The sequence below is a fragment of the Ramlibacter sp. G4-7 genome (assembly GCF_057784995.1).
Window position 1 is genome coordinate 15,669 of the sequence record NZ_JBYNTT010000003.1, and the last position, 12,365, is coordinate 28,033.

A 12,365-nucleotide genomic window follows, 5' to 3' on the forward strand; every position below is an offset into this window, starting at 1 on the left:
GGCACGATGATCGGCCTGCCCGAGATCCGCCAAGCCGCCGCCCGCCTATCCGGGCAGGTGCTCAATACGCCCTGCCTCGTTTCGCACATGTTGTCGCAACTCGCGGGCTGCGAAATCTTCCTGAAGTTCGAGAACCTGCAGTACACGGCGTCCTTCAAGGAGCGGGGAGCCTGCAACAAGCTAGTGCAGCTCAGCAGCCAGGAGCGGGAGAGGGGCGTCATCGCGATGAGCGCCGGCAACCACGCGCAAGGCGTGGCCTACCATGCACAGCGCCTGGGCATCCGCGCCGTGATCGTCATGCCACGCTTCACGCCCATGGTGAAGGTGGAGCGTACGCGCGGCTTCGGCGCCGAGGTGGTGCTGCACGGGGACACGCTGGAGGAGGCGCGCGCCCACGCCGAGGAACTGGCGCAGGCGCAGCACCTCACTTTCGTGCATCCCTACGACGACGAGGCGATCATTGCCGGCCAGGGGACGGTCGCCCTGGAGATGCTGGAGGCGGTGCCGCAACTGGACACGCTGGTGGTGGCCATCGGCGGCGGCGGCCTGATCGGCGGGATCGCCGCGGCTGCCAAGGCGCTCAAGCCGCGGCTGCGCATCATCGGCGTGCAGACGGTGCGTTTTCCCAACATGTACAACGCGGTCAAGCATGCGGCCTTGCCGCAAGGTGGCTCAACCATTGCCGAAGGCATCGCCGTCGGCCGCCCGGGCCAGATCACGCAGCAACTGGTGGAACGCTACGTCGACGACATCGTGCTGGTCGACGAGGGGGACGTGGAGCAGGCCATCGTGATGCTGCTGGACATCGAGAAGACCCTGGTCGAAGGCGCCGGCGCCGCGCCGCTGGCGGCCGTCGTGAAGGAGCCGCAGCGCTTCGCCGGCTGCAAGGCCGGGCTGGTGCTGGGTGGCGGCAACATCGACCCGATGCTGCTGGCCGCGATCATCCAGCGCGGCATGGTGCGCGCCGGCCGGCTGGCGCGCCTGCGCGTGTGCGCCCGCGACGTGCCCGGGTCGCTGGCCAGGATCACGGCCATCGTCAGCGAGGCCGGCGCCAACATCGACGAAGTGCACCACCAGCGCGCCTTCACCATGCTGGCCGCGCAGAACGTGGAGATCCAGCTGGTGGTGCAGACCCGCGGCCACGCGCACGTGCAGGCGGTGCTGCAGGCGCTGCGCGACGCCGACTTCGAAGCCGAGGAAGAGTGATGGACAGGGACACCTTGCAGGGCGCGCTGCCCGAATACTTCGCGCCCTGGGTGCAGGAGCTCGGCTTGCAGGTGGAAGCGTTCGATGCCGACAGCGTCACCCTGCGCCTGCCGCAGGACGCGCGCCTGTCGCGGGTGGGCGGCATGTTGTGCGGCCAGGCCATGATGGCCGCCGCGGACACGGCGATGGTGCTGGCCCTGATCAACCACTTCGGAGCCTTCCGCCCCTGCACGACCGTGCAGATGAACACCAGCTTCCTCAAGCCCCTGTCGGGCCAGGACGGCCTGCTGCAGGCCCGGGTGCTGCGCGCCGGCAAGGCGCTGGCCTTCGGCGAGATCGACCTGCGCGGCGCCGTCGACGGCAAGAGCGTGTGCCGGGCCACGACCACTTACGCCCTTCTCTGACAGCTTCCGGCGGCCAGCGGCAGGACGCTAGAATCCACAGTTACTCCAGATCCAGAGGAAGCCATGGCAAGCCCCAACGAGCCCGCCCGTCACGGTCACGGCCACGCTCACGACGCCGATTACGAACCCCAGGACGCAGTGGAAGCCGTCGTGCCGGCGATCCCCTTCGTGCTGCCGATGGTCGGCGCGGCGCTGATGTTCCTGCTGGCCTTCATCGCCATCTACATGGCGTGACGCCCCGTGGCTCCCCGCGCAGGCGGGGACCCTGCGCTCAAAAGCGGCCTCCGGGCCGCTTTTTGCTTTCCGCGGCGCCGGCTGCCCGCGGCCATGGTTGAGCCAGCCGCGCATAAAGCCATGCAAGTTTTGCATGGAAACGCCTTGGCACAGCGGCACCCGCCAACCCCCGCTCCCTACAATTGCCCCATCCCAGCCGACACAGCGGTGGAGACCCGCAGCCGACTGATCCGAAGCCTGTTTTGAAAGGGCGCGCGCGGGCAGCACCGACCGCTCCTTTTGGAAACACGCTTTCCAAACTAGGAGCTTCGAGGATGAACTCACCCGCCATGCGCGGCCTGAACCTGCAGGCCCCCGCTTACGTCAAGAACGCCAGGCTGATCGCCTGGGTGGCCGACATGGTCGCGCTGTGCAAGCCGGACCAGGTGTACTGGTGCGATGGCAGCCAGCAGGAGTACGACCGCCTCTGCCAGCAGCTGGTGGACGCCGGCACCTTCAAGAAGCTCGATCCGGCCAAGCGCCCAGGCTCCTTCCTGGCCTGGTCCGATCCCAGCGACGTCGCCCGCGTCGAAGACCGCACCTTCATCTGCGCGCAGAAGAAGGAAGACGCCGGCCCGACCAACAACTGGGTCGACCCCCGCGAGATGCGCGCCACCCTGCAGCCCCTGTTCGACGGCTGCATGAAGGGCCGCACCATGTACGTGGTGCCCTTCTCCATGGGCCCGCTCGGCTCGCCCATCGCCCACATCGGCGTGGAGCTCTCCGACAGCGCCTACGTGGCCGTGAACATGCGCCTCATGACCCGCATGGGCAAGGCGGTGTACGACGTGCTGGGGGTCAACGGCGAGTTCGTCCCCTGCATCCACACCGTCGGCGCGCCGCTGCAGCCGGGCGAAAAGGACAAGACCGCCTGGCCCTGCAACAAGACCAAGTACATCGTCCACTATCCGGAAACGCGCGAGATCTGGTCCTATGGCTCCGGTTACGGCGGCAACGCGCTGCTGGGCAAGAAGTGCTTCGCGCTGCGCATCGCCTCCACCATGGGCCGCGACGAGGGCTGGCTGGCCGAGCACATGCTGATCCTGGGCGTGACCAAGCCGGACGGCAAGAAGTACCACGTGGCGGCGGCCTTCCCCTCCGCCTGCGGCAAGACCAACTTCGCCATGCTGATCCCGCCCAAGGGCTTCGAAGGCTGGAAGGTCACCACGATCGGCGACGACATCGCCTGGATCAAACCCGGCCGTGATGGCCGCCTGTACGCGATCAACCCGGAAGCAGGCTACTTCGGCGTCGCGCCCGGCACGAACTACAAGACGAATCCCAACTGCATGGATTCGCTCAAGAAGGACGTGATCTACACGAACGTGGCCCTGACCGACGACGGCGACGTGTGGTGGGAAGGCATGGACGGCCCGGCGCCGGCCCACGCCATCGACTGGCAGGGCAAGGACTGGACGCCGCAGATCGCGCGCGAGACCGGGGCCAAGGCCGCCCACCCGAACGCGCGCTTCACGGTCGCTGCGACCAACAACCCGGCGCTCGATCCCGCCTGGGACGACCCGGCCGGCGTGCCGATCGACGCCTTCATCTTCGGCGGCCGCCGCTCCACGACCGTGCCGCTGGTGACCGAGGCCAACGACTGGGTGGAAGGCGTGTACATGGCTGCCACCATGGGCTCCGAGACGACCGCCGCCATCATCGGCGCGCAAGGCGTGGTCCGGCGCGACCCGTTCGCCATGCTGCCGTTCACCGGCTACAACATGAGCGACTACTTCCAGCACTGGCTGAACCTGGGCCGCAAGCTGGAAGGCTCCGGGGCGAAGCTGCCCAAGATCTTCACCACCAACTGGTTCCGCAAGGACGCCGAAGGCAAGTTCGTCTGGCCCGGCTACGGCGAGAACATGCGTGTGCTCAAGTGGATGATCGACCGCATCGAAGGCCAGGCGACGGGCGAGCGGCACCCCTTCGGCATCAGCCCCAGCTACCAGGAGCTGAACTGGGAAGGCCTGGCCTTCAGCAAGGAGCAGTTCGACCAGGTGATCTCCATCGACCTGCCGGCCTGGGAGAAGGAGCTGCAGCTGCACCATGAGCTGTTCCAGCAACTGGCGCAGAACCTGCCCGCGGAGCTGAAGGAGACCAAGGCGCAGATCGAGCGGCGGCTGGCCGCGTAAGCCTGCGCGCACACGAACCACGGCCACCTTCGGGTGGCCGTTTTCGTTGGCGGCACCCGCGCGCCGTGCGCACCGCATCACACGCCGTGCGCTAAACGACGGCGGCGGCGCACGGATGTATTGGCAAGCCGGCGGGCCCCACCGTGCCCGCGTGCCCCCACATGTCCATGCCTTCGCATCCCGTGGCCTTCGGCCACTGGGACATCGCCGCCAACCGGCTGCTGTGCCGCATGCCGCGCAGGACGGTCACCGTCGCTGCGCCGGGCGAGCTGCTGCGTTGCGTCCTGCAGCTGTGCGACGGCCGGCTCGCGTGGAAGGACGTGGCGGCGGCGCTCGCGCGCTCGTGGACGGGGAATGCGGTGGATGGTTTCCTGGCGCAGCTCGCGCAAGAAGGGCTGCTGGTGCAGGCAGCCGACGTGTCCCGGGCCACTTTTGCCGACCACGCCCTGTCGCGCGGGACGCTGTGCAAGGTGCTCTCGTCGGCCACGTGCGGCGCGCTCGCGGCACGCTGGTTCGTGTTCGTGCTGCGGCCCTTGCCGGCCGCGGGCGGCGCGCAGGACCCCGGCCTGTACGAAGCCCGCCTGTGCGAAGGCGCGGTTTCCCTGCAAGCCCTGGACGTCGAAGCGCGCCACGCGTGGCGGCTGCTGCAGGATCCGCGCGTGCTGCGCTACGCCTCGGCGTTGCTGCTGCCAGTGCGCGCGGCGGCGGGCGCCGAGGGGCCCTTGCCGGGCGCGCAGCTCGTGGCGGGCACGCGCGGTGTCGCGGCCAGCGTGCTGGGCGACACGCGAGCGGATGCGGTGATGGCGCTGCTTGGCCGCTCCGTGAGGGAGACGCAGGCTGGCAGCCTTTCGCTGCCCGCCATCGCGCTCGGGGCCGCACCGAGCGCGCAGGAGCTCGCCCAGTGTGCGCGCCAGGCCTGGATGCAGGTGCGGCCCGCGCGCATTGCCGGCGTGCAGCCGGACACTTGCTCCCGCTTCGCTTTTTCCGCCGGTCCCGTGTTCGTCGGCGACATGGCGGTGCGCGGCATGGGCCGCAGCGACGATCCGCGCCTTGCGCTGCGCAAGGCCGAAGCAGAAGCGTGGGAAAGGCGCGGGTGGGCGACCCCGGGACCGGTGCAGGAGGGGCGCATGCACGAGATCGACGGGGCGCTGGCTCCCACCGGCATCGTCGCGTACACCGCGGCGCAATATGCCTCGCCCGGCTTCCCGCTGCGCCCGTTCTCGCCGCGTGCGCGCTACCTGTGGGCGCCCGTGACGCAGGTGCGCACCGGCCGTGTCCTGCAGCTCCCGGCTGAATGCGTGTACGCGCGCGCCGTCCTGCCCCCGCGCTGGCGGGCGCGCGCCTGTGCGAGCACCAGCACCTCGGGGGTCGCCGCATGGACGGATGCGGAAGGCGCGCTGTGCGCGGCGACGCTGGAGCTGGTCGAGCGGGATGCCTTCGCGCGCAGCTGGCTCGCTCGCGCGGCAGTCCCCATGCTGCGGCCCGACACCGCGCCGCGCGCTGCGCAGGAAAGGCTCGCGCGGCTGCAGGCGCTCGGCCACCGCGTCGCGCTTGCGCGCATCGCCGCTGAGCCCGTGCCGGTGATGGCGGTCTTCGTCCAGCATCGCGCGCGGCCCTTCACGGCCATCACCACCGCGGCCGACTTCGACGCGGAAGCGGCGCTCGCGAAGGCGCTGGATGAAGCCGACGCGCGTGCCGCGCATGCAGCCGCTGCTCCCGCGCGGCCGCTGGCGCGCGCGTCGCAGGTGCGCGGCATCGAGGAGGTGGACCGCTACTACCAGACGCCGAAGTTCCACCGGCGCGCCGACTTCTACGTCGCGGGCCCGGCGCGGGAACGCTTCTCCCCGGACAGTGCCTGCCGGAACTGGCCGCAGCTGCAGGCCTGGCTGGCCGAACACGGCTTCGACTTGCTCGCGGCGGACCTCACGCCGGCGGGCGCCGCCGTCGACCAGGGCCGCGCACCCTTGCGGGTGATGCGCGCCCTGGTTCCGGGGCTCATTCCCATCTGGTTCGGGCATGGGCTGCAGCCCGCCGGCCTGCCGGCGTTCGCCGCCACGCAGGCCCGCAGCGCGCCTGGCGCCGGCGCCCCTGCCCGCTTCATCCATCCCTTCACCTGAAAGGAAAGACCATGCCCACCACCCCGACGAAGACCGAGGCCGTGCCGCCGGTGCCCCAGCGCTCCTTCACCTGGAGCGTGCAGACCAGCGAGATCGGCTTCATGGGCCCGGATGCCGACGATGGCCAGGGAGCCGCCGGCTGCGCCGACTGCACGGGCGGCTGCATCTTCCCCTCGGACCGGCCGCGGTCCAAGCGACCGCGCAGCTCCGTCCGGGGAGGGGTCGGGGACAGCGCGTGAGCGGCGACGGGCCCGCTTTCGCGATCGCCTGCCGCGGCCCCATCGGCGAGGAGGTGTCCCTGCGCTACTGGCCGCAGGCCAGCGTGCTCGAGGACGCGCATGGCGCGCCGCTGCTGGCGGATGTCTCCCCTGGCACGTTCGCCCCGGCGCAACCCCTGTCACCCGGCTCGCCCGGCCGGAAGTCCCGCGACGTGCGCGTGCTCAAGGTCCAGCTCGGGCTGGGATGCAACTACGCCTGCAGCTACTGCAACCAGGCCGGCGCCGTCGCGGATGCGGCCGTCACGAGAACGGCCGACGCCGAGGCCTTCCTGGCGCGGCTCGATGGCTGGCTGCGAGGCGCGCCTGAGCGCGTCGAATTCTGGGGCGGCGAGCCCTTGCTGTACTTCGCCAAGCTGCGGCGGCTGGTGCCGGCGCTACGCGCGCGTTTTCCCGCGGCCTTGTTCACGATGGTCAGCAACGGCAGCCTGCTCGACGAAGAGAAGCTGGACTTCATCGAAACCTGGGACCTGCGCGTGGCGATCTCGCACGACGGCCCCGGCCAGCACCTGCGCGGGCCGGACCCGTTCGACGATCCGCAGCGCGCCCACTGGCTGCGCGAACTGTGGCGCCGGCGCGGCGGCGCTCGCCCCCGCGCCCATTTCCACGTGGTGCTGACGCCGGCCAATGCGGACCTCGCCGCCACCCGCGCGTGGTTCGTGCAGAAGCTGGGCGACCCGGAAGTGGCCGTGGACACCGAAGGCGTGGTCGGTGTCTACGACGAGCACGCCGTGCAATGGCGCGAGGAGGACTACCGCACCCTGCACGACAGCATCGTCGCCGCTTTCGCCAGCGGGGAGATCGCGCGCTGGCCCAGCCTGCGCGACAAGGCGCGCGACTTCGTGCATTCGCTGCAGCGGCGCCGGCCCGGCGCGGCCCTGGGGCAGAAGTGCGGCATGGACGAAGCGGACCAGCTCGCCGTCGACCTGCACGGCAACGTCATGACCTGCCAGAATACCGGCGCGAAGGGACGGCACCGCATCGGACATGTGGAAAGCATGGAGGACGTGCGGCTCGCGACCGCCACGCACTGGTCGCACCGCGAAAGTTGCAGGCACTGTCCCGTGGTGCAACTGTGTCGCGGCGGCTGCATGTTCCTGGAGGGCCTGCCGTTCGCCCGCTCCTGCGAGAACGAGTACCGCTTGCACCTGGCGGTGCTCGCCGGCGTGCTGCGCTCCGTGACCGGGCTGCGGCTCGAGCATGTGGACGACGGCGCACGCCGTCGTGCCCTGCGGCGCACGATCCCGCTCGCGGTCGCCTGACATGACCTTCCTGCTGTCCAACCTGAGCCACGCCTACGCCATGCAGCGCGCGTGCGCCGAGCTGGGGGTGCGCGCGGCCATGGGGCTGGACGATCTGGCGCTCCGCATCGCCCTGCCAGACGGCGACGAGACCTGGCCGGCGCGCTTCCTGGTGGAGGTGGAGGGCCGGTCGTCCTATGCCGACGTGCTGGTGAAAGGCACCAAGGGCTTCGCCGGATGGATGCCCTACGCGATGCGCCAGTGGCCGCTGGCCGCGAGCAAGTCCGCCTTCAAGCGGCACGCGCTGGAGCACGGCATCCCCACGCCGGCCGCTTCGCGTGACCCGCGGCGCATCGGCGGCCCCTTCCTGGTGAAGCAGGACCGTTCCTCGTTCGGCGAAGGCATGCGCGGCCCCTTCCTGCGCCACGACCCCGACGATCCGCTGCAGCGCTTGCAGGAAGGCGAGTACTACGAGAATTTCGTCGTGGGGCTGATCGCCAAGGCCTGGTGCTGGGGTCCCGAGTGCGTCGCCTTGCACCTGCATTCGCCCAGTACGGTCGCAGGGGATGGCCAACGCAGTGTCCGGCAACTCGTCGAGGCCTTGCCCAATGCGCGCGGCAACGACTGGGCCCTGGTCGGCCGGCTGGCGGCGTTCTGCGGCGTGCAGGACATCGATGCAGTGCTGCCTGCCGGCAAGGAGGTGCTCATCGAGTACCGCTATGGCTCGCGATACGAACCTCCTGCATTCAGGAACCAGAACGTCCGGGAGCGGCTGGCGGGCACGCCGCTCGCCGCGCGCTTCCAGGCCGCCGCGCGCACCTTCGCGGCTGCCATCCCGCCCCAATCCGACCCCGGCGAGTCCTTGTTCACCCTCGACGCCATCGTCGACCGTGACGGCGAGGCGCTGTTCCTGGAAATGAACTGCCATCCGCTGGTCCACCCGGATCTCTACCGGACCATGCTCGCCAGCCGCCATGGCGCCGCCCAAAAGCGAAAGCCCGCCGAAGCGGGCTCTGCTGCACGGGTCCAGGCCTGAAGCCTCAGTCGCGCCAGGGCTTGAGCCGGTACGGGATCGTGCTGTCCGCCGGAGCGGCGGCGAGCGCTTGCCGTTGCTGCCACTTTTGCTGCCGCTGTTCCCAGCGGCGCCTGGCGACGCGGCGGGACCAGGCGTCCAGCGCCCGCAGGACGGGGCCGGGCAGCTGGCGCACCAGCACGCTGAGCAGGGAGGGATGGACGAGCGCGCCCATGCTCCGCTCCGCTCAGTAGGCGCGCACGTCGCGTTGCGCGTCCTGGCTCATGGCGCGGCTCAGGTCGGCCATGATGCGGGCGTCGGAGAGCGCCAGGTTCCACAGCTTCTCGTCGTCGCGACGCTGCTTGCGGGCGGCGGACCAGGTGCCGAGGGTGCGGGTCACCGGGCGGCCCAGGAAGGACAGGCCGGCCAGGATGCCGCGGGTGATGCTGAACTGGCCGAGCGCCGCGAAGCCGCGGGTGACGCGGGTGATACCGCCGTGCTGGGCCGGGATGTCGACGTGAACGAAACGTGCCATTTTTTTCTTCCCCTTGTGAGAGACGCTTCCCGGCGGGTTTGCCGATGGCGTGACATGGATACTAGGGTCTACCCTGATATTTATCCACTTTTTAGTAGTGATGTATATCATTCATAAAACGTATGGTCGCACCCAACTTCCGCACCCTCGACCTCAACCTGCTGCGCGTGTTCGACCAGGTGATGGCCGAGCGCAACCTCACCCGTGCGGCCCGCAACCTGTCCATGACCCAGCCGGCGGTCAGCAATGCCTTGAACCGCCTGCGGGATGCGCTGGGGGATCGGCTCGTGAGCCGCAGCGGCTACGGCGTCGAGCCGACGGCCCGGGCCCTGGCGCTCTGGCCGGCGGTGGCCGACGCCCTGCGCCAGCTGGAGTCCTCCATCACGCCCGGCGACTTCACGGCCTCCCAGGCCAACAGCACCTTCACCCTGGCGCTGGCCGACGCGACCGCTGCCGAAGTCGTGCCCGGCCTGGTGGAGATCCTGGAGCGCGACGCGCCAGGGGTCTCCATCCGCACGGTGCCCCTGACCACCCGCGACCCGCGCCGCCTGCTCGATGAAGGCACGGTGGACCTGGCGGTCGGGTTCTTCCCGGCGGTGCTCGCCGACCTGACGGCGCAGTCGCAAGGCGCCGGCATGGCCGCCTTCGAGCACGAGCGCCTCTACGACGGCGTCTATGTCTGCGTCATGCGCAAGGGGCACGCGCTCGCCAGGGGGACGCTGACGCTGGACAAGTTCTGCGCCGCCCGTCACATGCTGGTCAGTTTTTCCGGCCGCCCCTACGGCTTCATCGACGAGGCGCTCGCCTCGCTGGGCCGGCAGCGGCGGGTGGTGCTGACGGTCAACCAGTTCTTCACCGCCGGCCGGGTCGTGGAAATGTCGGACCTGCTCACGGTGCTGCCGCGGCACTTCCTGCGCGTGACGGGGCGGGAGGAGGAACTCGTCTCCCGTCCGCTGCCCTTCGAGGTGCCGCCGGTGCACGTCGACGCGCTCTGGCACCGGCGGCAGGCCCAGCGACCGGACCACGCCTGGCTGCGCATGGCCGTGGCGCTCGCGGCGCGCAAGGGCTTCGGGACCAGCGTGCGCTAGGGCCGGCGGCGTGCGCCGGTGGGACGCAGATCCCTGGACGCAGACGGCGCGCTATTCCGCCAAGGTTCTCATCGTGGCATGCTGCTTGCGTTCCGCCCGCCCACTGCGTGCGGCACCTTGCCGCGAGGAGCGCCCCATGAGTCCCACCCTGCCCCGCCGCCGCTTCCTGCAACTGGCCTCCGCCGGGGCGGCCAGCGTGGCCTGGCCGGCGCTCGCCGCCTGGCCGGAGCGGCCGATCAAGATCGTCGTGACCTTTCCCGCCGGCGGCGCGAGCGACATCGTGGCGCGCACGATGGCCGAGCAGCTCGCGACCAGGCTCGGCCAGGCCGTGGTGGTGGACAACCGGCCGGGCGCGGGCGGCAGCGTCGGCGGCCTGGTGGTGACGCAGGCCCCGGCCGACGGCTACACGCTGATGCTGTCCAATTCCACGCCGATCTCCATCGGCCCCTTCGCCCTGGAGAAACAGCCGTACGACCCGGTGGAGGGGTTCACCCACATCGCGCTGATCGGCACGGCGCCCTGCGTGGTGATGGCCCATGCCAAGGCGGGGCTGAAGTCCATGACCGACCTGGAAGCCACCGCCAAGCGCAGCGGCCGGCTGGACTTCGGCTCGGGCGGGCCGGCGTCCATCGGCCACATCTACGGCGAGCTGATGAAGAAGGAGCTGGGCCTGAACATGGTGCACGTGCCCTACCGCGGCGGGGCGCCCATGGCCACCGATCTCATCGCGGGCGTGGTGCCGGTCGGCATCGATGTCATCACCGCCTTCGTCCCTTACTTCAAGAGCGGCCAGATCGTTCCGCTGGCCGTGACCTCGGCCAACCGTTCGCCGCTCGCCCCGGACGTGCCCAGCGTGGTGGAGACCGGCCACCGCAAGCTGGTGCTGGACAACTTCTTCGGCCTGTCCGGTCCGCCGAAGATGCCGGCCGACGTGGTGAGCCGCCTCAACGCCGCCGTCAACGAGATCCTGGCGAACGCCGACGTCAGGCGCCGGATGGTGGACCTCGGCATCACCGCGTCGCCGGCGAGCCAGGCCGCTTTCGCCGGCTTCGTCAAGGAACAGGTGGCGCAACTCGCGCCGACCGTGAAGGGCGCCGGGGTCAAGCTGTAGGGCGCGCCGCGCCAGCCCGCGTTCGCCCGGCCACCTGCCCGCGCCCGTACCATCGGGGCGTGAAGATCCAGCTCATGTCCGACCTGCACCTGGAGGGCCACCCCTCCTACGTGCCGCGCCCCGCCCCCGAAGCCGACCTGCTGGTGCTGGCGGGCGATGTCGGCTCCTACCAGCGCAGGTCGCGCCTGGCCGACCAGGATTTCGGCCTCGCGCGCTTCTCGCCCCTGCAGGGCTGGCCGGTGCCGGTGCTCTACGTGCCGGGCAACCACGAATACGACGCGCTGGATTTCGACGAAACGCACACGCGGTTGCGCGCGACCTGCGACCGCCTGGGCATCACCTGGCTGGAACGCGAAGTGCGCGTGTTCGGCGACATCCGTTTCGTCGGCACCACACTGTGGGCCGACTTCGATGCACTGGTGCGGCAGCCCGGATATCCGCAGCCCACCGTGCAGGAGCAGCTGAAGCTGCGGCACAAGGCGTTCCGGGCCGCCAACTTCTACCTGCAGAAGGCCGCGGCCATGCGCTACGGACGTCCCATGCTGGCCGAGGAGTGGCGCGAGCAGGCGCTGGTCTGCGAAACCTGGCTGCGCGCGGCGCTGGCGCAGCCCTTCGCCGGAACCACCGTCGTCGTGACGCATTTCGCACCCAGCCTGCGCAGCGCCGACCCGCGCTACGGCGTCACCCCGGCCACCGCGGGCTTCTGCAACTCGCTGCAGGACCTGCTGGCGCAGGCGCAGTTCTGGCTGCACGGCCACCTGCACTGCCAGCACGATTACGTGGAAGCGGGCTGCCGCGTGATCGCCAACACGCTCGGTTATGCGAGCAAGGGCGAGCAGGAAGGCTTCCGCGAGCAGTTCGTGCTCGATCTCGCCGCCGCGCCCGTTCCGGCTTGAAGCCAGCAATCCGGCACATTTGGCGCAGGGACTTTACAAAGCGGATGTGCGCGCCTCGTGCACGCAGCGCACACT

At 70.2% G+C, this 12,365-nt stretch carries 13 protein-coding genes; 11 read left to right on the forward strand and 2 right to left on the reverse strand.

Annotation, left to right across the window (positions count from 1 at the left end; genetic code table 11):
• Window positions 1-6 precede the first annotated feature (6 nt).
• The 8 genes from AC3EGR_RS04985 (at window position 7) to AC3EGR_RS05020 (ending at window position 8,684) form a co-directional block, all read left to right on the forward strand.
• Window positions 7-1,206 carry a threonine ammonia-lyase gene (locus AC3EGR_RS04985; protein WP_488545345.1) on the forward strand — a complete coding sequence of 400 codons (1,200 nt, stop codon included), beginning with the start codon at window positions 7-9 and terminating at the stop codon, window positions 1,204-1,206.
• Window positions 1,206-1,610, forward strand: a complete 405-nt coding sequence (locus AC3EGR_RS04990; protein WP_488545346.1) for a PaaI family thioesterase — start codon at window positions 1,206-1,208, stop codon at window positions 1,608-1,610. The genes AC3EGR_RS04985 and AC3EGR_RS04990 overlap by 1 nt, the downstream gene beginning before the upstream one ends.
• Before the next feature lie 63 nt (window positions 1,611-1,673).
• Window positions 1,674-1,844 carry a hypothetical protein gene (locus AC3EGR_RS04995; protein ID WP_488545347.1) on the forward strand — a complete coding sequence of 57 codons (171 nt, stop codon included), beginning with the start codon at window positions 1,674-1,676 and terminating at the stop codon, window positions 1,842-1,844.
• 314 nt (window positions 1,845-2,158) lie between these two features.
• Window positions 2,159-4,015 (forward strand): phosphoenolpyruvate carboxykinase (GTP), encoded by a 1,857-nt coding sequence (locus AC3EGR_RS05000; RefSeq protein WP_488545348.1) that lies wholly within the window; start codon window positions 2,159-2,161, stop codon window positions 4,013-4,015.
• Between the two features lie 167 nt (window positions 4,016-4,182).
• A complete protein-coding gene (locus AC3EGR_RS05005; protein WP_488545349.1) occupies window positions 4,183-6,132 on the forward strand; it encodes a YcaO-like family protein in 1,950 nt (649 codons plus the stop codon).
• Window positions 6,133-6,143: 11 nt separating this feature from the next.
• A complete protein-coding gene (locus AC3EGR_RS05010) occupies window positions 6,144-6,371 on the forward strand; it encodes a hypothetical protein (RefSeq protein WP_488545350.1) in 228 nt (75 codons plus the stop codon).
• Window positions 6,368-7,669: an SPASM domain-containing protein gene (locus AC3EGR_RS05015; protein ID WP_488545351.1), complete on the forward strand. Its 1,302-nt coding sequence runs from the start codon at window positions 6,368-6,370 to the stop codon at window positions 7,667-7,669. Before AC3EGR_RS05010 ends, AC3EGR_RS05015 begins: the two co-directional genes overlap by 4 nt.
• A 1-nt stretch (window position 7,670) precedes the next feature.
• Complete coding sequence (locus tag AC3EGR_RS05020) at window positions 7,671-8,684, forward strand: hypothetical protein (RefSeq protein ID WP_488545352.1); 1,014 nt, start codon at window positions 7,671-7,673, stop codon at window positions 8,682-8,684.
• A 4-nt stretch (window positions 8,685-8,688) separates the two neighbouring features.
• On the opposite strand, the gene AC3EGR_RS05025 is transcribed toward AC3EGR_RS05020, so the two are convergent.
• Window positions 8,689-8,895 (reverse strand): hypothetical protein, encoded by a 207-nt coding sequence (locus AC3EGR_RS05025; protein ID WP_488545353.1) that lies wholly within the window; start codon window positions 8,893-8,895, stop codon window positions 8,689-8,691.
• A gap of 12 nt (window positions 8,896-8,907) precedes the next feature.
• On the reverse strand, window positions 8,908-9,195 hold the full coding sequence (locus AC3EGR_RS05030; protein ID WP_488545354.1) for a hypothetical protein: 288 nt from the start codon (window positions 9,193-9,195) through the stop codon (window positions 8,908-8,910).
• 122 nt (window positions 9,196-9,317) lie between these two features.
• Here AC3EGR_RS05030 and AC3EGR_RS05035 point away from each other — a divergent pair, with 122 nt between their 5' ends.
• From AC3EGR_RS05035 to AC3EGR_RS05045, 3 genes are all read left to right on the forward strand, one after another.
• Window positions 9,318-10,283 carry a LysR family transcriptional regulator gene (locus AC3EGR_RS05035; RefSeq protein ID WP_488545355.1) on the forward strand — a complete coding sequence of 322 codons (966 nt, stop codon included), beginning with the start codon at window positions 9,318-9,320 and terminating at the stop codon, window positions 10,281-10,283.
• Between the two features lie 136 nt (window positions 10,284-10,419).
• Window positions 10,420-11,394 carry a Bug family tripartite tricarboxylate transporter substrate binding protein gene (locus AC3EGR_RS05040; RefSeq protein WP_488545356.1) on the forward strand — a complete coding sequence of 325 codons (975 nt, stop codon included), beginning with the start codon at window positions 10,420-10,422 and terminating at the stop codon, window positions 11,392-11,394.
• 59 nt (window positions 11,395-11,453) lie between these two features.
• Entirely contained in the window at window positions 11,454-12,290 is an 837-nt protein-coding gene (locus AC3EGR_RS05045) for a metallophosphoesterase (protein WP_488545357.1), read from the forward strand.
• The last annotated feature ends 75 nt before the right edge of the window (window positions 12,291-12,365 follow it).